This window comes from Butyricimonas hominis (assembly GCF_014287455.1).
GTDB lineage: Bacteria > Bacteroidota > Bacteroidia > Bacteroidales > Marinifilaceae > Butyricimonas > Butyricimonas muris.
In genome coordinates, this window is record NZ_JACOOH010000007.1 from 193,036 (window position 1) to 214,604 (window position 21,569).

The following is a 21,569-nucleotide window of genomic DNA, read 5'->3' on the forward strand; positions in this document are numbered from 1 at the left end:
AACCCCTTTTTTATTGCTTTAACGATTGCTGCCATTTCCACGCATTCCTCATCGTGTCCTCGATCGGTGTCGCGGCCTTCCATCCCAACTCTTTATTCGCTAAAGTCGTATCAGCCCACACCTTCTCGATATCACCGGCACGACGTCCCACGATCTTGTAGTTCACCTTTACCCCGGTTGCCCGCTCAAAAGCATGGATGATCTCCAACACGGAAAGTCCTTTTCCCGTCCCGATATTGAAAAACTCGTAATTTGCCTTATTCTTACCCTCGAGCAAACGGCGAATAGCCACCACATGAGCTTTTGCCAAATCTACCACGTCGATATAATCACGTAAAGGTGACCCGTCGGGTGTATTATAATCATCACCGAACACGCTCAACTGCTCCCGAATACCGATAGCGGTCTGTGTCAAGTAAGGAATCAGATTATTCGGCACGCCATTGGGCAACTCCCCGATTAGGGCAGTCGGGTGCGCCCCTATCGGGTTGAAATAACGCAAAGCCAACGCATTCATCTTCGGTTCCACCTTCATCAAGTCACGGATAATATCTTCACTCATCACCTTGGTGTTCCCGTAAGGCGATTCGGCCTCGTGGCGGGGAGTCTTTTCCGTCACGGGAAGTACATCCGCTTGCCCGTATACCGTGCAAGAAGAAGAGAATACCAGATTCGGCACTTGAAACTCACGCATAGCATCGAGCACGTTCATCAATGAATTCAAGTTATTGAAATAATACTCCAACGGCTTATGCACGGATTCGCCCACCGCTTTCAACGCGGCAAAATGAATCACCGCCTTGACATCCGAATGGCGAATAAAAAAATCTCTCGTTGCCACCCGATCGGTAAGATCAATCTCCTCGAATTCAGGACGAATACCCGTGATCTTCTCGATCCCATCCAACACGTCAATACTTGAATTCACTAGATTATCGGCTATAATCACGTCATAACCACTCTGTTGAAGTTCCACCACCGTGTGGGACCCGATATACCCCGTACCTCCTGTCACAAAAATTTTCATACACCAATAATTTTTTCTCAATTTATAACAATCTGTGTGTCTGTAATAGACAGAACAAAGTAAATAATAATAATCCGAAATGCCTAAAATGAGTTTGACAACCTTGCGTTTTTTCTTACCTTTGCCGTATGAATAAATACGTTGAACACATAGAAGAATTGTTATATCTACATGATTGCGTGATAGTTCCCGGGCTAGGAGGCTTCATCTGCAACTATATCGGAGCAACGATCAACGACAAGACAGGGATGATCATCCCCCCTGCCAAAAAGGTCGTGTTCAACAAACACTTGAAACAGAATGACGGACTTTTGATCAATTGGATCGCCCGCAAGGAACAGATCGATTACGAGAAAGCACAACGCCGCCTCGCTCTATTCCGCGAAGAGGTAAAAGTACGATTGAACCAAAAGCAAAAAGTAAACTTCGGCAAAATAGGGACGCTCAGTGTAGACCGCCGTTTCAATATTCTCTTCGAATCTGCTAACCACAACTTCCTGCCCGACGTCATGGGAATGGAAGCAATGCCCCTCGTGGCAAACGGCAAAAAAGTTAAGAAGACAAACGGAGAATACATAAATACCGAATCCGGAAACCTAGTTACCCGTCTGTTCAAATTCGGACTATCGGCAGCCATGATCGCGGGAATCGTGGTACTCTCGCAACAGGATATATTCCAAGGGGACACAGCCGCCAACTTGAGTAATATGCAACCCGCATCCATGAAAAGTAAATTGATTCAAACGGAGGAAACGGCAAAGATTTCTCCCGACTGTGATTTCGTGGATTACGATCCCGTTATTGATTTGACCGGGAAGTCAATCTCACAATGACAACAATCAGGTAAGCCGGAATAATTATAAACAATGCCTCTTGACGCATAGCCCAAAGTAATAGCAGGACTATCCCAAAAAATATCATCCAATTATAATTCTTCCTATAACCATGGCATGATATGAGCACATAAACAGGTATCATCCAAGTCAACGCTTTCACTCCCCACACGGCAAAACCAATCATAATAGTACTCACGAAACAATACAAAAGACTATTCTCTTTCCATGAAAAATTAGTCAATTTCAAAGAAAACATGGGTACCTCACTAATCAACAATAATGCTAATACAAAAGAACATCCTGCTAAAAGCCAAGGATTACCCCACGTCGTCTTGAAAAACTCCGGCTGGTAATAGAAACAAAACACCAACATCACCCAAAACAACGCATTTGAGGGAGTCGGCAACCCGATAAACGAATGTGTCTGCCGGGTATCGAGATTGAATTTAGCCAAACGATAAGCAGAAAAAGCAGGCACCAACAAGGGAACAGCCGACAGCACCCGTTCCACCCAATAATATGTCTCTCCCGGAGCAAAAGAACAAAATGTTTCCCGAATCAGGAAATACGCCATCACCGCCGGCATCACACCGAAACTCACCATATCCGCCAAAGAATCGAGTTCTTTCCCCATATCCGATTTCACGTGCAGAAGACGTGCGGCAAAACCGTCAAAAAAATCAAACACCATGGCAAGAATCACCAGCCATGCAGCAATTAGCAAATTACCGTTAAACGCCATATAAATAGCCAACGCTCCGGAAGTAACATTCAGACACGTGATCAGGTTTGGGATATGTTTTTTCATGGACTATACTTTTATGATTCGAACACGAAAATACTTCTTTTTACAATAGGTAAACTACATTTTTATTACTTTTGTTGCAAAATTGTTATCGACATGGCTAAATTTCTCATTATTAGATTCAGTTCCATCGGAGATATCATCCAATGCATGAACGTGGTAAACGGGATCAAAAATCACTTCCCGGACGCGGAAATACACTGGATTGCCCGTAAAGACATGGGCTCTTTTCTCAATATGGACAAACGCATCGACCGGGTTTGGGGATTTGACAAGAAAACGGGGTTGAAAGGTTTACTTCGCATGGCAAAAGAACTGAAAGCCGAGAAATTCGATTACATTTATGACGCACACAGTAATATCCGCTCGAACATATTGAAAGCCGTGTTATTACCTCCCTTTTACTCTTTGTTCCCGAGAGGACCGCACTACACGCTACGCAGCAAAGAACGGTGGAAACGTTTCTTGCTTTTCAAACTGGGAATCAACAAATTCGACAACCCCTTCCGGGGTATCGTTTCTTACCGGAAACCTCTCGCGAAATGGGGTATCACGAATTTCGAATCGGATTATTCCGACTGGTGCTTCCCCGAAGAATACAAAGAACACTTTGCCCGCACCTTTACCCCGAAGACCATTACCCTAGTTCCCTCGGCCAACTGGGAAATGAAACGCTGGCCAGTCAGCCATTGGCAGCAAGTTATCCAACTTATGCCGGAATACCGATTTATCATTCTCGCCGGACCGACAGACACATTCTGTGAAACAATCAAAGCCATCGCCCCCGAACGAGTGAACAACCTCGCCGGACAAACCTCTCTGTTGGAATCCTGTTACCTAGTGAAGCAATCTCACCTTGTCATCAGTGGCGATACCGGCTTCCTGCATGCCGCCGATCTGTTCCACACGCCCTCCATAGCCTTGATGGGTCCCACCGCGTTCGGTTTCCCCACCGGAAAAGAAGCCGAAGTCATGGAAGTAAACCTTCCCTGTCGTCCCTGCACGAAAGACGGTAGAGGAAAATGCAAACAACCCGTCTGGCAAAAATGTATGGTCGACATCACCCCCCAAGCAGTAGCCCAAAAAGCTAAAGCTATTTTAGATTTTAAATTTCAAATTTTAGATTGAAAAACTACTCCTCCGACTCCCCCTTATCATGTCTTAATGTCACGTAGAAAGTTGTACCCTCGTTCTCTTCGCTCTCGAAAGAGATCGTTCCACCCATACTCTCTATAATCTTGTACGACATTGCCAGTCCGAGTCCGGTACCACCTGATTTGGTCGTGAAATTCGGTTCGGAAATCTTATCCCGGATACCTTCCGGAATACCACAACCGTTATCCCGCACGAACAAAATAATCTTGCCCAATGCCGTCTTCAACTGCACGTGAACGTGTCCTTCCCGGTCTTCCGGGATACTTTGTTCCGCGTTTTTCAGCAGATTCACAACCACCCGGTTCACCTGCTCCCGATCTCCATATACAAAAACACCCGGCTCTATGTCACATGTCATGTTCGCCACGTTCTCGTGGAACAACTTGGCACACCCATCCACAAGCTCACTCAGATCAAACCACTCATTATTCGCCACCTGTAATTTAGCAAAATCAGAGAACGCGGAAGCGATAGACGCCATGTGGTCTATCTGCTCGATCAAAACCGAAGATATATCTTTAAACCGCAGCCGAACTTCCTCAATATCCCCTTTCTGCAAAGTACGTTGCATAAATTGCAAATTCAACTTCATCGGCGTTAGCGGATTCTTAATCTCATGCGCTATCTGCCTTGCCATCTCCCTCCAAGCACTCTCGCGTTCGGACTTCGCCAATTGCTTGACATTCGCTTCCAGTTTATCCACCATCGCGTTGTACTCCTTCACCAGTAACCCGATTTCATCTTTCTGGTTATAAATAATCTTCTCGTTCTTACCCCCTACCCGCATCCGTCTCAACTTATCGTTCACGACCTGCAACGGCTTCGTGATTCGCTCGGCAACCACGCTGGATAAAATAAAAGCCAATACCATAACAATCATCGCGATATTCACCGCGACTATCACGGTCAGGAAAATATCTTTGTTCAGCTCTTCCCCTTTGGTAAAATAAGGAATACTCAACACGTATCTCTCTCCCGATTCCAGCACTAGCGGCATATAAACCGCCATATAGATCATCTCGGCAATCCGTTCGTCCTGCACGAAACTCATTTGCTCTTGCGTCACGACTTTCCTGTAAGCCTCGGGATTCAACAATGTCCCGTCAAACCCTTTCTCGAAAATCATCGGTCGGGAAGTAGCAACCAACTCACCACCCCAATTATAAACATTAATATCAACCCAAAGCACATCCGCCAATCTCCTCAACGCCGTCTCGATCTCCGGACACTTATCCGCGTCCACGCAATTGTAGCGCTCCAACTCGCTCGTGATATACTTCGACACCTGAACAAGCGTTTCACTGTGCCGACGTTCGAAACTAGCGGCATTCCCGACGATACTCATAATCGTCATAAGCACGAACAAACCGGCAACCAGCGAAATAATATTACTTTTGATCCTTGACTTCAAACTCACTTGACGGAAATTTTCCCACCCGCCGTCAAACCGGAAAAACATCCCGTAAGACGTCAGTATAGCACTCACGAAAATAGCGTACAACAGGTTCATATAGTACAACGCAAACACGTCATCCGCCAGACTGACAACGCAAATACCTTCCTCTTTAATCGGAACGATCATGTGGGAATACCCGTCTACATTAATCGTGCGGGCATGCTCGTACACCCCGAAACGCTCGGTAGAGCGCGGGTAATTAAAAGTTCCGTCAGCATCTACAAGCACCCCCTTCCGGTACTTGGCATACGAATAGGGATATACGAATTCATTCTCCAAATCTGTCTCCCGCGACAATATCTGCGCGTACCCTATTCCCTCGTGTCCTTTCTTAGAAGTAAAACGGATATACAGGCAACTGCCGTTCTTCACGTCCGGCAACATGTAACGCCCCAAGTACACGTTCTGTCCGTCAAACAGATCAATATTATAAAATAAAGTACTATCCACTCTTATCCCGAGACTGTCTATCATACCGTCATAATAATCATAGCAACCGTATTTCACGTGTTTCGGAGTTACCAGTATAGTATCCCGTCCCGTGCATATAATAGCCTCGCAATCATAGTAAAATCCCGTCATGTCCAGTAATTCTTCCGAAATATACCGGGCCAGCACCTTCTCGTCCCCAACGCAGATCAGTGAATCGACCTTCGTACTTTTCATGATTTCATTGTTGATCTCGACCAACTTCTCCTCGAACACGGGATCAACTTCTTTCACGATCTGAACGATATAATCGGCACGAATTTTCAACTCGCGTTCCATCTCGTTACTCTTGGCTAAAAAGATGATATAAACGCAAACCACCACGAGAGCAAGCATAAATACACTTTTCTGGGCATCCATCTTCATCAGGTAAATCCCCAGTATAAACAAAAGGTAAAGTGACAAAGTAAACAAGCACTCCAAGGGAGTCAACGAAAAATTAAAGAAATAACAAAGAGCTGCGCAAAACAAGATCACGATTGTCACCCCGAACAACGCTTGTTTCATCGTGAAAAGGTTCCGAAAATAACGGACGGAACTATTGATCAACACGATAAATCCCATACCCGCGATAATCAAAGTTACAAACGCTACCACGGACGAGAAATCGACATTAATCAGACGAGCTATATTCAAACTGATAGACGTACTCTCTATCAACGTCTTGATTGAAAAATGAAGCAAATTCGTGTAGATAAAAGCCACGAACACGAAGCCCGCGAGAAAAAGCCACCGGTAGCGCATCAACCGGTATTCATTATATCTTATCCGCAACTTATTGAACGTGATAAAAAGATAATGTGCCAAACAAAACATCGTCACGAACAAATCCCCTACCGAAACAATAAACGAACCGCCTCCGGCCACCTTACTGTTCGCGAAGATCGACAAATGATAAAGCGAGTACGGCACCTGATACCTCACCATGATTATCCGCAGCAGAATCAACAGGCAGAGGAACCCAAACGAGTGTCCCACCTGTTCCCTGAAACTCACGGATCGATCCAGTGATATCTCGTAAGCATAAAACAAGAGATAGAGAAACACGAAATAGAGTACCAGCAAGAAATAATTCGGCAATGTATCCCCGTACCCCACGTTACTCTCGATCTTGAACAACGCTTTCCCGTCCCGGCTATATATCGTGTAACCTCCCTCTTCCCATACATTCTTGATCGTCACTTTACTGGCATCATCCAGATTACTCCCGAACCGCGGGTTAAAATGATTCTTCACGTAACTGCTGGAATAAGGATAATCCTCTTTAATAAATAAAAGCCCGTAATACTCCATGTCCCCGATAAACCGCTTTCGGACATCAAAATACAAATTATTCAACTTCACTAACTCACCCCCCTCCTTCAAACGCTCGTACAGGTTGGGAGTCCCCACCCGTTCGTCACTCCAGTACACCAATTGCCCGTTCTTGAAGCCGAGCAGGATCGAATTCCGCATCCGCCAGTTACTTTTGGAGATCTGAGTATTCTCGTCCAACTTCTGCAACTGTTCGTCCAAATGCTTCTCTTCCGCTTGCAATTGATCTTGAAAAAGAGCGACTTGGGAATCCACCGACCAATCACTCAATGATGATTCCCACAGCGAAGCCACCAAGAGACATCCCATGGCCAAGGCTAACACGAGCCAAAACTTTCTCATTCTTTTTCTAATCCCCGACTTACTCATGATGATAAGGTTCTCCTTTCAATATTGTCATTGCCCTGTATAATTGCTCCGTGAAAATCATCCGCACCATCTGGTGTGAGAATGTCATCTTGGATAATGAAATCTTCATATTCGCACGTTTATAAACTTCCTCGGCAAACCCGTATGGTCCCCCGATCACGAATACCATTCGCTTAATACTTGTCAGCATCTTCTGTGCCAAAAACTCCGCGAACGCCTTAGAAGTGTATTCATTTCCACGCTCATCCAACAAAACCACGAAATCCGACGCCTCCAATTGTCCCCGTATCAACTCCCCTTCCCTCTCTTTCTGTTGCACCTCACTCATATTCTTCGTGTTCCGTACATCCGGAATCACCTTCATCTCGTAAGGGATATAATATTTCAACCGTTTCTCGTACTCGGCAATCCCCGCCCGCACAAACTCGGCATCCGTCTTTCCTATCACTAGCAAACAAACTTTCACACCACAATATTTTTTCTATTACACTAAAATGTTCATCTACACGCAAATGTAGATAAAAATACCATATCTTCCACGAATCGTTAAAAAAAAGCACACCAATATTTGCCCGAATTTCAAGAAAACACTATATTTGCACCCGTTAAAGCTAACCACTTTAGCACACGCAAGTGTAGGTCCTATAGCTCAGCTGGTTAGAGCACCTGACTCATAATCAGGGGGTCCTTGGTTCAAGCCCAAGTGGGACCACTTTTTACACAAGAAACTCGCTGATTTTCAGCGAGTTTTTCTTTTTATGGTACGGTATTTGGTACGGTATTTATACAATTTCAATGACAAAAATCTAGGCTCAGAGTCGGAATTAACCCCATCTCCCAATAGACACTTTTCATCACTTCATTTACTTTTTCAGAGGAAATTGTATCATCTAAGACAACAATCGCATCATGTATGGCAAAACACTTACACCCCTTGATTTTCCATAGTTGAATTAAAATCTCACGGAAAATAGTACTCTCCAATTGCATTAACTTTAGGGGAAGCAACACAAAATCCTTGTCCCGGCCTCCTTTTTTAATTTGTTTACCCTCCTCCACGCATTGCTGGTGGTATATCCTTTTATAATAACGTAAAATTTTTGCCACTCCCGGGAATGTATTCTTAAACATGGTGGCGTATTCTCTTTTCGCAAGAAATCTCGTTCCGTAACAATAAAAAACTTCTTGAAACATGTTCTTTTTAATTTCGTCCCGACTCTCGATTGGGTTCTTCTGATGGATGTCATCCCACAACATTCCCTGACTCACATTATACAAGTAGCCAAGCACGTCACAAGGTATTTGTCTTGCACATTCAAAAACTCCTTCCGCTATATGATTATTTTTCAATGTGTTGCATAGTTCCTGCATAAAGTAATGGTAAGTTCTCTCTCTTTTATTATGTATGTTAATATAATTGTCATGTATGTGTTGTAATATTATTCTATATATTCTATTATTTTCATTGTTCAATTCATATTGTTTATTTATTGTTATGTTGTTTATATCATAATAATAATCTAGTATCAGATACGAGAATAATAATGGATGGCTATTCTTACAATCTACACTGTAAGTAATATTCGTGAATTTCTTTAAATGTTTGGGTAATTGAGTTCCTATATGATAACATCTGCCATTATCATCCATTTTCTCAATCTCTTTAATCTCTCTTTGTTCTAATCTATTTATAATGTGTCGGTAATATAGCTCCGAGCGAATAGTATCAAACTTATGTTCGTTCATGAAACTGCTAGCCCCTTCCTCGTCCACAAGTTTAAATGACTTTATCATCTTGTTATAGGTATCAATATATTTGCTGGATGTTTTCTTTTTTGCCACCCGAATGTTTCGTTCATGGAGCCCTTTGAATATTTTAGACAATTTATCCAAGTCTTCCAATACCACCCGATGCTTGCATTCTGTCATGTGAAACATACCCGGGTCTGTTATCATGTACTTCGTAATAGCGAAACCTCCAACGCTCTCTGAATTTCCCTGTATCACACAATTAAATTTCAGCACATGTAGCATGTAATTATAATGCCTATACATATCTTGCATGATTGACGTACTCAAGGAGAAATCACTATTTGAATCTCCCGTTGACACGTACCGGAGAAAGAGCATATGTAGGAGAGATACGAAATGAGAGCGAATAGAATCAACACGTGGTCGAGATAGGTTTTCTATGACAACTGCCTCTTCTTGATATTGCAACGCCCGATGTTCCGGTTCTGGAAGTGTTTTGCCCCGGAGCCGACAGTCCAACTCCTCATTTTTCCAATCACTAGTTTGCCGGTAATAGTTCTTCGGGTTAGTCACATAATCTATATATGTGGCAACTATCTCGTCTATTTTCTTGCTGTTAATAGTCCAAATCCTCATAATACATACTCTTTAGACTATAAATATAGCAAATAGTTCAACAAGTTCAACCTTAGTTCAACTGTTTGAACTATTAAATAAAAAAATAGCCCCCCCCCCTTATATTCGACTAACGAGAGTGTGTTTGAAAATTTTCCCAAAATTTTTCATGTGTAAAAAACAACTTGATGTAACGCTTTATAGTTCAACGGAATATTTATAGTAAAATAAAAAGTATGAGCAAAGAAATTAAATATGAGCTTGACAATTTAAGTAGAGAAAAGATGAGTCTGAAAAAAAGAGGAAGTTTGAACCCCAATTATGGCAGACCAAGAGATGAGGCAACCCGAGAAAGAATAGCGCAATCCCAACGCAAAAGCTGGGAAAGGCGAAAAATAGGGCAAAGCACGGAGAAGAATAATGTCTACTTTGGAAATATAGAATTTAACACCCAGGAAGAAGCAATTAATTTTTTTAGAGAACTAAATCAAGAACACGGCAGGACGATAATCATTACGGAAAGTAAATTTGAGGCTTTAATTGATTTTTTGATTGAAAAAATGATTACCAAAATGGCATAAATGCACCTCAAACAATCGATAATATCAATAAATCAAAACAATCACATCCACGTGTCACACAAGAACTTTTTCAAAAAGTAATGCAACTATTTGAAAACCAGAAAGTGCAACCGTATGTTGTGTTTCTCTTTAGCCATTTTTTTTAGAAATTGTCAATAAAACACCTTTCCGGATAATACAATGCTTATTTTGATATGGTTTTTGCGGGGATAAGCCTACATTTCTCAACGCACCATAACCAATCCCGAGAGTTTTAGAGTCAAAAACTTCATAAATTGCTGCTAATGACCCAAAATAGTAGTGTTTTTCATTTACTTCCACGTGAATAACTGTCCTTTCTTTCTTGTCTTTTTCTTCCATGTATACCTTTATTTAAAGTACAAAGATAGAAAAAGATGACAAATGTTGAATAAATGCCATATTTTTCTTGTCTAAAGGTTGCATATATCAAATATATGTCATATTTTTGTGACATAATCAAAAAATGACAAGAGAGATGACAACTAAATATAATACAGACTGGATTATGAAAACTGCACAAGAGCTGTTCGAGATGATGATAAAATTCAACACTCACTTCACGATGGAAAGAGCTATCAACATAGCCACTCAAAGAGCGCAAGAACTCAACGCTGCTCTTCAAGACACGACATGCAAGATAGACGAACACGGTAATATTACACGGTCATACGATTTCGGCAATATCCAATCACTAAACTCCATTTACGGGAGACACTCGTATTGTGGAGATTAATTTTGTAACGCATATATAAATAAGGTATGAAAGCACTTACTATTAATACGAACAACATTATTGTGAACACTGTTAAATGTGTTCACAATAATATGGACATAGCAACAGCGATGGGAAAAGGGTTTATGTTAGAAACCCTGAAAAAACGCATGATGAGAGGTGAGGTTGTTCGCTTCTGTTATCAAAAACTGGATGGTAGTATTCGCTTTGCGGTGGGAACACTACAAGCTGAAGCGGTGCAATCCCAAATAATAGGAAATGGACTTCCGAAACGTTATTTCAACATGTTCGTCTATATTGATTTACAAAAAATGGCATGGCGAGGATTTAAGCCAGAAAAGCTAATCGGAATTGTGGATTAAAATAATATTCACTTCTATGAAGTTTGAATATAGATTGATTATCAGCACTGTAATTTTAAATAGACTATAAAGTATTTCAGAAATGAAAGAAAAATCTAAAAAGTGAATATTATGAGCTTAAAGAATAGTTACACGACCTCGGATTATTTAGAATGGGATTCTATGCTGAATCTTATCAGAAAATTATATCGAGATGGAAATACAAGAATGAGTTTACTTCTAGCTTGTGGAGCATTTTTTGGATTACGAATTTCGGACCTTCTAAATTTGACATGGGAACAATTATTAAATAATAGTACTTTAATTATTATCGAGAAAAAAACAAAGAAAAGACGAATTATTAAAATTAATTCCCAGTTACAAGGACATATAAAAGATTGTCATAACAAGTTAGGTATTACGGATATTTCTGAACCCTGTTTTCTGAGCCAAAAGAAAACAATTTACACGATACAAAGAATAAATATTTTGTTCAAGGAGATAAAAAAGAAGTACAATTTAAAAATTGAACATTTTAGTACCCATTCCATGCGAAAAACTTTCGGAAGACAAATCGTAAAAATGGCAGGTGAGAATAGTGAGTTTGCCTTAATCAAATTATCAGAATTATTCAATCATAGTGACACGATGACAACTAGAAGGTATTTAGGACTTCGAAAAGAGGAGTTACTTGAAACCTATGATTTGTTGAGTTTTTGACTAGATAACTATACATTTGCAAAAATAACAGCTCACGAATGAATGTTATTACTAAATAATTCCTATTTTTGCATTGTTGCAAGACAACGAGTATATTAGGAAGCGTTTAGCTTATTCCTTACCGATGAATCTGGACAATTCAAGTGTAAGAGGAATAAAATGACGTTCTCTTTGGTTGATTATATGTTCTGACATATACATTCCAAAGCGTGAGCTGTTTTCTTATTCACTTACACGGGCAGTCCAGAGCCTATCGGATGAATAGCTGACAGGCTCACGTTTCTTTTATAAATCTCCTCTTTGAGCCGACGAGGAATAATTTTATTAAGAAAGAGTAAAAACAAATTTCATGAACCATTATGAACTTGATTCATTATAATGGTTACTGTTCTTTTGTTCCATTATTTGAAATTGTAACAATCATGAAAAAATAATTCCCAATTATCGTTTTAAATATTAACATTTGCAACCATGAAAACTCCAACAAAAACTAATATTTCAAGCTTATTACGCTATTTAATAGTTGCTTGTATTCCATTTATATTTAGCGGTTGTTACAGTACTTCGTCTACGTCTATACTGGATGGGGAATTGGAATGGTATGCTTGGGCATATATATATTTTTACATTGTAACCATTCTAACACTTATATTTGACGTTATGGGTCGCTGCGACCACGAGGATACAGAAACGATTAAAATAGATGGCCATGAGATTGAATATAAAACAGGAAAAACACTCTATGGTAGTGCTGAGCAGGGAAGTACTTTTTCAACAGATGTGCTCATGTTGGGCACAGTATTCGGACCTATAATCTTCGGCTATTTCCTTTTTTTGTATTATTTATATGAATCACATTTTTTCGACACAGAAAATCCTTTAAAATCTATTTTATTCTTTGCAGGTATCCCCGGTGCCCTTATTGCATTAGGCTTCTACGTATTTGTTTTAATAAGTCCCTATTGTTATCGTTTTTTTGAAGAACTTCGTTGGGTATGTTATAGCATTTTAATTATTGACGTGATAGTCGGTTTGTGGCATATGGATATTTAGTAATCGGGAAAAAACGTCAAATTAATAAACCCTATACTTATGCATAAATTAATCTTAATATTAATTTGTTTACTTGTATCATTGTCATCTTTTTCTCAAACAAAAGAAGATGTTGATAAGCAAGTTGCCCCAGAGTATGTTGAGTTCTTTAACAATAATCAAGATTTGACTTTTTATTGTAATGAACATGACAAGACCATCGTGATTGGTTGTATTATCCAAAGTGAGAATATTATCACTCAAAAGAAAATTAAAAAAATTATTGAAACAATTTCTCCCAATGCTGAAGAACTAAGAGATGGGTATCTTAAATCTAAGATGTTCATATACAATTATCAATGTCACAGTAATCCTGATTGGGAGGCAATGTTCCGTATTAATGCTGATACTTGCATACGATTTAGTGTCTCTGGCATATATAGAATTAACCTTATTGATAATTACAGGGTTAAGTTATCATTTGAAATACAATATATTGATGCAAGATTGCTAGATAACAATAACAATATTGTTGGAAGATTCAATAATGATGAATGGGTAAGAAAACATACACTTGGTGTTTTTGCAACCTGTGTGGAGGCTTTTTTGTCCTACCCGTTTTGTAGACACCAACCACAAAATTTAAAAATGGCAAAAGAACGTAAATTAGAAACTGTCATTCCGGAAGGGTACAACTTTAACTGTCAAGCTGAAATTTTCGTGAAAACACATAACAAACTTTTCGAGTGGTTCGAATTGGTTGAGAAACATATTATAAATCCATAAATTTTACATACGATGAAAGCAATTTTAATTTTATTACTAAGCATGTTTTTAATGTCTTGTGGTTCTGCAAGAAAAATGGGTATTGGTGGCGAAGACAAGTTCATTGACAATGACAAATTTTTCGTTTCATCTTTTTATGGTACGGCAAAAGACCCCAACACCGCTAAACACATTGCATTGTTAAACTGCCGGGGAGATTTGGCAACCAAAATCAAGGGAAAAATCATGGCTGGTATCGAGTCATACGCTAACCAGTACCAGAAAAGTACCGAGAAGAAAGGAATGATTCGAGACGAGAGTGGCAAGTTCGAGTCAAATATCTCGTCATTTGTTGAAACGGAGATTGGAGACGCAACCGTGATACACGGGAGGATGTCAGAACCCAATAGAAAGGGAGAATATACTTACTTCGTGGCGATGCAAGTCAGCAAGGATATTGTCGAGAAACTAGCCGGACAAGTTGAAGAGGTGGTCAGTGAACTTCCAGATAACATTAAGGCTCGCATCAACTACGACCAAGAAAAATTTAAAGAATATCTTAAACAATACATGAAGAAATAACATGAAGCGTTTGATACTTGTCCTATTTACAATTTTATCTTCACCTCTACTATCTCAAACTATTGAAGATATTAAAAATAGTAATAACTATTACCACGGGGAGGGATATAGCAGTAGTATTCATGAAGCCACACGAATGGCATTAATCGATTTGGTCACTCAATTAAAAGCTAGCATTACCGTGCAATCAAGTTTACACCAAACGAATGATGAAATATCGTTTAATACCGATATTGACGTGCGTAGTGAAATTTTCTTGAACGGAATTAGCGAAATTGTGGAAATGGTTGGTAAAAAGAAAAATCAACAATTTCATGTTTTACGTTACATATCAATCGACAGCTTGAACAAGGAAAGGGCTTACAAATTAAGTAACTACATGGAGTATATCTCCAAGGGGAATAATTATTTAGATTCACTGGACGTGTCAAACGCTCTTAAACATTATTATTGGAGTTTTACCCTCACGGCAAATGACTGGAAAGTTTCAACGACCAGAACCTGGGATGATACAGATTATAATATCAACTATTTCAAGGGTAAAATTGACAGCACGCTATCAAACGTGAATTTTAAAATTAAACAAATTGCCTTTTCAGGCTACGAGGTGACCCCATTTTATAAATCCCAACCGTTATGCAACTTGGCGTACATGGTAATGAAAAATGGTTCATGGGAGAAAGTTTCAAACAATTACGTCCAGTTTGACAAAAACGTTCCAGACAAGATTTCATTTAAAATCATCTTTGAAACTTTTGACGGGCTAGCTCAAAACGAGGAAATCCGGTATATTTTAAACCGTGCTAACAAGGTATCGTTTAATTCTACAAGAGGGGTATCGACACCAAACAAAAAGGATATTGTAAAAAATATTGTAATCGGCAGTTATGGAACAATTTACATCACGACAGATTCTCATGCTGGAATTGTCACGATGAACGGCAAAATCTGGGGTGAAACTCCTATTCTAATGAAAAGTTCAACAGGCCCGACCAGGCTTACAGTACAAGATAAAATAACCGGGGAAACTAAAAAAATCACGGTTCTAGTTCAAGCTGGAACAATTAGCTATTTAAGAATAAAGTTTTAAATTCATTATGATTAAATATCGGTATCCTCCCTCCCCCCTTCTCCGGGGTACCCCCTCCTCTATAAGACAACAACGGAAGGGTAAAAAAAATTCCCAGAAAAATTTTGACTAACCAAACAACACGGTAGTCTAGCAAGAATTGGTTTAAACAATTAAAAACATTATAGTGGAGCATGTTCGAGGAATTCATTCATAGATTAAAAAGTGACGCCAAAAATGGGAATATTGAGGCTAAATATCAATTAGGTTCCACCTACCATTGGGGCTACAAGGTCGCTCGTGATTCTAACCAAGCGATATACTGGTATTCACGAGCGATAGAAGAAGGACATGTTAAAGCTCTCGTGAACTTGGGCTATATTTATATCGTTGAAGGTGTTCCCCAGAATATTATCAAAGGAATTGAATTATGGAAAGAAGCCGCACGGGCTAAAGACGTGAAAGCTCTTTATAACTTGGGGATATATTACAAGAATCCACTAAAATTCAATTTGAATGAAAACCTTCATAATTCAAGGGCTGATGACAAATTGATAATAAAATGGTTCCGTGAAGCGGCAGAACAGGGAGACGTGGATTCACAAGGGGAATTCGGGATATTCTTGTACGAGAATGATATTGACAGAAATGAAGGGCTCCACTGGATTCGTTTGGCAGCCTCTCAAGGCATGGACATTTACCAGTATTATTTAGCCACGATAGAATTAAGTTCGGGCAATATAGATGAGGCTATCTCGTGGTATCAACAAACAAGCTGGCGTGGGGCTAAATACAACTTGGGATTAATATATCTTTTAGGATTAAGTAATACCGGAATCAATCACGAGTTAGCTTACAAGTATCTTATAGAAGAAGAAGATGTTCCACCATGTGACCCTCATTGGGGTTATCAATACTACAATTTTCCCTACAAATTCAACATGTACAAACGAAAAAACGGGAAAAATACTGACGAGCTAACACTATTTAAAAAGTTCTGCGAGGAAAAGAAATTTAAGTATATTTATCCGAATACTAGTTTGAATAACGTGCATAATGACCTGTTAAAGTGTTATTTGAATGAATTTTATTTAGAAGATGCCAAACTTATTCTCAACACCTCCGCGTCTCTTAGACCTCACGAGGAAATCGAGCCTCTGAAAGAAAAGCATGTCTTAAAGGATTGTTTGATAAAACTTTCTCAACCGGAATTAGAACAAATAAAAGAGGCTCTATCCAATTATTCGATAGCTTTAAAAAAATATTACTCGGACATCGAAGATATAAACATGTTCTCGTTCGCGGGAAGCACCCGTGTGATTGATAGCGTGCAAGAATACTTCGATTATGTCTTGGAGAAAAAGTACCAGTATTACATGAATACGATAACGGGAGAGACCAACCCTGTTTCTATCCGAAAAGATGAAAAGGGAATTTTGGATTTCGTACCCGGCTGTGCCCCTCTGTGGACGGCCCAAGAAATTGACGAATTTCACGCTTTCGAGGAAGAACATATTTTTATTCGTGTAGATGCCACTCGTTACTATTATTACCATAACCCCAAGTATTGGTATCGGATACCCTGCGACTTTCGTCCCCAGTACAAAGAATACACGACTAACTCTTTACCGGATAATCTCAGAATAAGATTACAAGGCGTGCCTTATTATGATAAAGGTCAAGAATCGTATTTACAATCTCTAATGATAGATGAATTATTCTCCACTTTCGGATACAAGTTCATAGAGAAGAAAAGGGAGGAATCATTAAGGACCAAACACGTTTTCTATCATCAAAACGAGGGACTAATTGTTTATCATAGATGTGAAGACTGGTGCGTGATTGAAGAGTACACGGGAAACACAAGTATTTCCATTTACAAAATAACACTTAGCCATCCGATAGATTTTACAAAAAAAATCGTGTACAATCTATCGGATATTGCTGAAACTAGGAATCGAGAAAAAATAAAATCGAACCTAAGCTTGATAGATTTGGTGCAAATAGGATTTGATACCTTAGAACCGGATAAAAATATAAAAGAGGCAAGCGAGGAATATATGCTGGTAGAATTACAAAAAAAAGCAGAAACTGGTGACATACAAGCACAATACACTCTAGCGCAAGCTCTCGATAAAGCCGGAAAGAGTTTCGCGAGAGAATGTTTCAAATGGTACAAGATTGCCGCACTCAAAGGGTATCCCCCGGCTCAAAATAATCTCGGTTATTGTTACTCCCACGGGTACGGAATAAAAAAGAACAAACGAATTGCCACGAGATGGTTCAAAATAGCAGCAGACAACGGGGAACCTCGGGCGAAACGGACATTCGCTCTTCACTTGCTGAAAGGTATTGGTACACAACAAAATATTCCAGAAGCAATGAAGTTACTAGAAAAATTTTCCATGGAAGGCAATAGAGATGCTCAAAGTGCTTTATCATGGGTATATTACAATGGCGTGTATGTTGACGAGAATAACGAGCTCGCCTTGAAGTGGCATAAAGAAGCCGCCAAACAAGGCGAGATGTACGCACAATTTCGTTTGGGATACACCTATGAAAAAGGTCATGGTGTTAATATCAATTTCAAAGAAGCCATGAAATGGTACAAGAAAGCAGCCAAGCAAGGATTAGCGACAGCCCAATATCAACTAGGAAACATGTTTGAACAAGGTTTAGGGGTACTCCCCGATAAAAGGAAAGCCCTTCAATGGTATAGTTTAGCGGCAATCCAACAAGACGAGGAATCTACTTTAGCCAAAGAAAAAGTCGACGAGTTGAAACAATACTTTCCTAAAAAAGCGATTGTATTAAAACTTATCCCCAAAATGGAGGCATGGAACAAAAAACACAACGTTATTAACAATTGGAAATGGAGCATCATGGAAAATTTTGTTCAAGAGAGCTCCCCGCTAACTTGTCACATGATATACCACTTCTATGACTTCTTGGATAAATTAAAGAAAAACGGATTTACATTGAACTAAAATACACGAGAACAGCAAATATAAAAGCACATTACCCTCTATGATTTAAATACAATGATTGTGAATAGACTTCCTTAAAATAAAAAAACAAACGAATATAGCCTTACAAGGTCTTTTCAATACGATAATTCTATATATTTGTAAAATAGACATTTTTATATGGAAACAAATAGGAAATTAACATTTATAGATTTATTTGCAGGTGCAGGAGGATTATCTGAAGGTTTCATCAGAGCAGGTTTCAGCCCGTTAGCTCATATCGAGATGGACACGTACGCTTGCAACACATTAAAAACAAGAACAGCGTATCACTATTTGAAATCTATTGGCAAATTATCTATTTACGAAAAATACTTACGTGAAAAACAAGAAAAAGAAGATGGAAGCAAGCTGTGGAGTCAAGTTCCTCAAGATATTATTAATACGGTAATACAAGCCACTATTGGAGAAAAAACCATCAGTGACATATTTTCAAAAATCGATAATTTGATAAAACACTCAAGTGTTGATATCATTATAGGTGGCCCACCCTGCCAAGCCTATTCTGTTGCAGGCAGAGCTAGAATGGGTAAAGCTGCAGAACAAGACCCCCGTAACGAACTTTACAAATTTTACGTGAGATTTTTAGCACATTATCGGCCCAAAATGTTTGTTTTTGAAAACGTGTTAGGCATACGTTCAGCTAAAAAGGGCAAACCATTTCTTGATTTACAACGATTAGTTCGAGAACTTGGTTACGAAATTGAGTGGAAAGTTCAAATCGCCTCCCAACATGGAGTTCTACAAAACCGTCAACGTGTTATTATCATTGGATGGCAAACAAAAGATGAAAATAATAAACAAACAGATTTTCATTACCCAGACTTAAAACCAGAAATAAATACCTATCAAGTCCTAAAAGATTTATTTTCAGACCTACCAGAAAGAAAGGCCGGGGAAGGTAAGTTATGCGAACCCATCACATATACAAAATCACTTTCAGAAATGCCATATTTACAAAAAGCCAACATTCGTACAACATTCAATTTTACGACGCAACATATTGCTCGACCGCATAATGAAAATGACCGTGAAATTTATAAAATGGCTATTGAGAAATGGTTAAATAACAAAGAAAGACTCAATTATTCTAAGTTACCTTCTCGTCTTCAACATCACAAAAACAAAAAAAGTTTTCTCAATCGCTTTAATGTTGTTGACCCATTTGGCTATAGCCATACGGTTGTTGCACATATAGCAATGGATGGCCATTATTACATTTATCCAACATTAAATCCTACTATCAAGAATGTCCGCTCGATAACGATACGCGAAGCCGCACGTCTACAATCATTCCCCGATGATTATTACTTTGAAGGCAGTAGAAGTGCGGCATTTAAACAAATTGGCAATGCCGTTCCTGTAGTGCTAGCATACAAGATTGCAAAAGAACTTCAAAAACAATTTTAGCTCATGGATTATAGTAATTTACAAAAAGCCGAGGCGACACCAGAAGCAGCCTCAATGATTGAAACTTTTCGGGCTATCGGGTACAATCTTGAAACAGCAATTGCCGATATTATTGACAACTCTATTTCTGCAAAAGCGAAAAACATATATGTAAATCGTATCTGGAGAGGAGACAAATCCATCATTACTATAAAAGATGACGGATTGGGTATGACTTCTGAAGAAATTATTCAAGCAATGCGTCCTGGAGCACAAAATCCCCTTTCGGAACGCTCAGAAACAGATTTAGGACGATTCGGGCTTGGGCTAAAAACGGCATCATTTTCTCAATGTCGCAAGTTATCCGTGCTTAGTAAGCGACAAGAATCATCTGCAGCATTCTGGACTTGGGATTTAGATTATGTTGCATACAGCAAAAAATGGGAACTACTTCATTGGATTCCAGAAGGATTCATCAACGACTTGGATTCTCAAAAATCTGGGACTCTTGTCATTTGGACAGATTTGGACAGAATCATTCCTCCATGCACAGAACCCACAAATGAAAACATAAAACATAAATTTTCCCTTTCGATGGATAAAGTGAAAAAACATCTTGCCATGACATTTCACCGTTTCATTGAAGACAAATCTATAAAAATATTTTGGTGTGGACATGAGATTGAAGCTTGGAATCCATTTTGCATAGACGAGCTAAAAACCCAACCACAACCAACAGAAAATATTAATAGTGGTATTACAATGAAAGGATTTGTACTCCCACACAAAAATAATTTTTCTACAGAGCAAGCATACAAAAGAGCAGAAGGTTATAACGGATGGATTGCACTACAAGGATTTTATGTTTACCGGGGGAAACGTTTATTACTAGGAGGAGATTGGCTAGGTCTTTTTCGAAAAGAAGAAGCTTATAAATTGGCACGAATACAAATTGATATACCCAATAACCTTGATTCTGATTGGCAAATTGATATAAAAAAATCCAAAGCGTACCCACCTTCTATCTATAGAGAACAATTGGAATCTTATGCAAAATCTGTTCGGAAACTAGCTATCGAAGTTTATAGACATAGAGGCAAAATAATAGCACAGCGAGCCGGGCAATCATTCCAACCACTTTGGAGAGAGAAAAAAAAAGATAACAAATGGTCTTTCATTATTAATCGGGAACATTTGATGATTCAAAATCTAAAAAAACTTGCGAAAGAAAAGCCGGAACAAGCTATTGAAACACTTTTAAAATTTTTGGAAGAAACAATCCCGACAAAATCAATTTATATAAATGAAGCTCAAGGAGAAGAACACCAAGCAACACCACTTACTAATATGGATGTAAATGTCATCAAGCAAACCCTTGCTCTAATGTATAAAAATGAATTAATTATAGGCAAAAATCAAGAACAAGCAAAAGCATATCTTAAAACGATAGAACCGTTTAACAATTATGAAGAACTAATCGATAATTTGTAAT

General features: G+C 39.1%; 19 protein-coding genes and 1 tRNA gene. 14 read left to right on the forward strand and 6 right to left on the reverse strand.

Annotated features, from left to right (window positions below):
• Positions 1–10: 10 nt before the first annotated feature.
• On the reverse strand, positions 11–1,027 hold the full coding sequence (gene galE / locus H8S64_RS15995; protein ID WP_186977400.1) for a UDP-glucose 4-epimerase GalE: 1,017 nt from the start codon (positions 1,025–1,027) through the stop codon (positions 11–13).
• A gap of 128 nt (positions 1,028–1,155) precedes the next feature.
• Here galE and H8S64_RS16000 point away from each other — a divergent pair, with 128 nt between their 5' ends.
• A complete protein-coding gene (locus H8S64_RS16000; RefSeq protein WP_186977402.1) occupies positions 1,156–1,860 on the forward strand; it encodes an HU domain-containing protein in 705 nt (234 codons plus the stop codon).
• Here the strand turns inward: H8S64_RS16000 and pssA are convergent.
• Positions 1,826–2,671, reverse strand: coding sequence for a CDP-diacylglycerol--serine O-phosphatidyltransferase (gene pssA / locus H8S64_RS16005; RefSeq protein WP_099289911.1), 846 nt, complete (start codon positions 2,669–2,671; stop codon positions 1,826–1,828). The two genes, H8S64_RS16000 and pssA, sit on opposite strands and share 35 nt — an antisense overlap.
• A 93-nt stretch (positions 2,672–2,764) precedes the next feature.
• Here pssA and H8S64_RS16010 point away from each other — a divergent pair, with 93 nt between their 5' ends.
• Positions 2,765–3,796, forward strand: a complete 1,032-nt coding sequence (locus H8S64_RS16010; RefSeq protein WP_186977404.1) for a glycosyltransferase family 9 protein — start codon at positions 2,765–2,767, stop codon at positions 3,794–3,796.
• Between the two features lie 4 nt (positions 3,797–3,800).
• Here H8S64_RS16010 and H8S64_RS16015 read toward each other — a convergent pair whose 3' ends face one another.
• A complete protein-coding gene (locus H8S64_RS16015; RefSeq protein WP_186977406.1) occupies positions 3,801–7,424 on the reverse strand; it encodes an ATP-binding protein in 3,624 nt (1,207 codons plus the stop codon).
• 19 nt (positions 7,425–7,443) lie between these two features.
• Positions 7,444–7,917, reverse strand: coding sequence for a 23S rRNA (pseudouridine(1915)-N(3))-methyltransferase RlmH (gene rlmH, locus H8S64_RS16020; protein WP_099289908.1), 474 nt, complete (start codon positions 7,915–7,917; stop codon positions 7,444–7,446).
• 172 nt (positions 7,918–8,089) lie between these two features.
• On the opposite strand from rlmH, the gene H8S64_RS16025 reads away from it, so the two are divergent.
• Positions 8,090–8,163, forward strand: a tRNA-Ile gene (locus tag H8S64_RS16025).
• 80 nt (positions 8,164–8,243) lie between these two features.
• Here H8S64_RS16025 and H8S64_RS16030 read toward each other — a convergent pair.
• Positions 8,244–9,839, reverse strand: coding sequence for a hypothetical protein (locus H8S64_RS16030; protein WP_186977408.1), 1,596 nt, complete (start codon positions 9,837–9,839; stop codon positions 8,244–8,246).
• Positions 9,840–10,054: 215 nt separating this feature from the next.
• On the opposite strand from H8S64_RS16030, the gene H8S64_RS16035 reads away from it, so the two are divergent.
• Positions 10,055–10,399, forward strand: coding sequence for an NUMOD3 domain-containing DNA-binding protein (locus H8S64_RS16035; RefSeq protein ID WP_118774439.1), 345 nt, complete (start codon positions 10,055–10,057; stop codon positions 10,397–10,399).
• Between the two features lie 129 nt (positions 10,400–10,528).
• On the opposite strand, the gene H8S64_RS16040 is transcribed toward H8S64_RS16035, so the two are convergent.
• A complete protein-coding gene (locus H8S64_RS16040; protein ID WP_118774440.1) occupies positions 10,529–10,759 on the reverse strand; it encodes a hypothetical protein in 231 nt (76 codons plus the stop codon).
• Between the two features lie 136 nt (positions 10,760–10,895).
• Here H8S64_RS16040 and H8S64_RS16045 point away from each other — a divergent pair, with 136 nt between their 5' ends.
• The 10 genes from H8S64_RS16045 (at position 10,896) to H8S64_RS16090 (ending at position 21,568) form a co-directional block, all read left to right on the forward strand.
• Positions 10,896–11,153 (forward strand): hypothetical protein, encoded by a 258-nt coding sequence (locus H8S64_RS16045; RefSeq protein ID WP_186977410.1) that lies wholly within the window; start codon positions 10,896–10,898, stop codon positions 11,151–11,153.
• Between the two features lie 92 nt (positions 11,154–11,245).
• Positions 11,246–11,515: an SH3 beta-barrel fold-containing protein gene (locus tag H8S64_RS16050; RefSeq protein ID WP_186977412.1), complete on the forward strand. Its 270-nt coding sequence runs from the start codon at positions 11,246–11,248 to the stop codon at positions 11,513–11,515.
• A gap of 111 nt (positions 11,516–11,626) precedes the next feature.
• The gene (locus tag H8S64_RS16055) at positions 11,627–12,214 is read left to right on the forward strand and encodes a tyrosine-type recombinase/integrase (protein WP_118774443.1); all 588 of its coding nucleotides are present in this window, start codon (positions 11,627–11,629) and stop codon (positions 12,212–12,214) included.
• A 471-nt stretch (positions 12,215–12,685) separates the two neighbouring features.
• The gene (locus H8S64_RS16060) at positions 12,686–13,267 is read left to right on the forward strand and encodes a hypothetical protein (protein WP_186977414.1); all 582 of its coding nucleotides are present in this window, start codon (positions 12,686–12,688) and stop codon (positions 13,265–13,267) included.
• A 39-nt stretch (positions 13,268–13,306) separates the two neighbouring features.
• Entirely contained in the window at positions 13,307–14,032 is a 726-nt protein-coding gene (locus tag H8S64_RS16065) for a hypothetical protein (RefSeq protein WP_118774445.1), read from the forward strand.
• A gap of 12 nt (positions 14,033–14,044) precedes the next feature.
• The gene (locus tag H8S64_RS16070) at positions 14,045–14,593 is read left to right on the forward strand and encodes a hypothetical protein (RefSeq protein WP_118774446.1); all 549 of its coding nucleotides are present in this window, start codon (positions 14,045–14,047) and stop codon (positions 14,591–14,593) included.
• 1 nt (position 14,594) lies between these two features.
• Complete coding sequence (locus H8S64_RS16075; RefSeq protein WP_118774447.1) at positions 14,595–15,683, forward strand: hypothetical protein; 1,089 nt, start codon at positions 14,595–14,597, stop codon at positions 15,681–15,683.
• Between the two features lie 173 nt (positions 15,684–15,856).
• Positions 15,857–18,649 (forward strand): tetratricopeptide repeat protein, encoded by a 2,793-nt coding sequence (locus H8S64_RS16080; RefSeq protein WP_118774448.1) that lies wholly within the window; start codon positions 15,857–15,859, stop codon positions 18,647–18,649.
• Positions 18,650–18,808: 159 nt separating this feature from the next.
• Positions 18,809–20,098, forward strand: a complete 1,290-nt coding sequence (locus H8S64_RS16085) for a DNA cytosine methyltransferase (protein ID WP_118774449.1) — start codon at positions 18,809–18,811, stop codon at positions 20,096–20,098.
• 3 nt (positions 20,099–20,101) lie between these two features.
• Complete coding sequence (locus H8S64_RS16090; protein ID WP_118774450.1) at positions 20,102–21,568, forward strand: ATP-binding protein; 1,467 nt, start codon at positions 20,102–20,104, stop codon at positions 21,566–21,568.
• The last annotated feature ends 1 nt before the right edge of the window (position 21,569 follow it).

Coding starts and splice junctions, on each gene's coding strand:
- H8S64_RS16055 (WP_118774443.1), top strand. CDS start 11,627: ATGAGCTTAAAGAATAGTTACACGACCTCGGATTATTTAGAATGGGAT.
- H8S64_RS16050 (WP_186977412.1), top strand. CDS start 11,246: ATGGACATAGCAACAGCGATGGGAAAAGGGTTTATGTTAGAAACCCTG.
- H8S64_RS16015 (WP_186977406.1), bottom strand. CDS start 7,424: ATGAGAAAGTTTTGGCTCGTGTTAGCCTTGGCCATGGGATGTCTCTTG.
- H8S64_RS16070 (WP_118774446.1), top strand. CDS start 14,045: ATGAAAGCAATTTTAATTTTATTACTAAGCATGTTTTTAATGTCTTGT.
- H8S64_RS16045 (WP_186977410.1), top strand. CDS start 10,896: ATGACAACTAAATATAATACAGACTGGATTATGAAAACTGCACAAGAG.
- H8S64_RS16010 (WP_186977404.1), top strand. CDS start 2,765: ATGGCTAAATTTCTCATTATTAGATTCAGTTCCATCGGAGATATCATC.
- H8S64_RS16090 (WP_118774450.1), top strand. CDS start 20,102: ATGGATTATAGTAATTTACAAAAAGCCGAGGCGACACCAGAAGCAGCC.
- H8S64_RS16060 (WP_186977414.1), top strand. CDS start 12,686: ATGAAAACTCCAACAAAAACTAATATTTCAAGCTTATTACGCTATTTA.
- H8S64_RS16075 (WP_118774447.1), top strand. CDS start 14,595: ATGAAGCGTTTGATACTTGTCCTATTTACAATTTTATCTTCACCTCTA.
- H8S64_RS16040 (WP_118774440.1), bottom strand. CDS start 10,759: ATGGAAGAAAAAGACAAGAAAGAAAGGACAGTTATTCACGTGGAAGTA.
- pssA (WP_099289911.1), bottom strand. CDS start 2,671: ATGAAAAAACATATCCCAAACCTGATCACGTGTCTGAATGTTACTTCC.
- galE (WP_186977400.1), bottom strand. CDS start 1,027: ATGAAAATTTTTGTGACAGGAGGTACGGGGTATATCGGGTCCCACACG.
- H8S64_RS16030 (WP_186977408.1), bottom strand. CDS start 9,839: ATGAGGATTTGGACTATTAACAGCAAGAAAATAGACGAGATAGTTGCC.
- H8S64_RS16085 (WP_118774449.1), top strand. CDS start 18,809: ATGGAAACAAATAGGAAATTAACATTTATAGATTTATTTGCAGGTGCA.
- H8S64_RS16035 (WP_118774439.1), top strand. CDS start 10,055: ATGAGCAAAGAAATTAAATATGAGCTTGACAATTTAAGTAGAGAAAAG.
- H8S64_RS16080 (WP_118774448.1), top strand. CDS start 15,857: ATGTTCGAGGAATTCATTCATAGATTAAAAAGTGACGCCAAAAATGGG.
- H8S64_RS16000 (WP_186977402.1), top strand. CDS start 1,156: ATGAATAAATACGTTGAACACATAGAAGAATTGTTATATCTACATGAT.
- H8S64_RS16065 (WP_118774445.1), top strand. CDS start 13,307: ATGCATAAATTAATCTTAATATTAATTTGTTTACTTGTATCATTGTCA.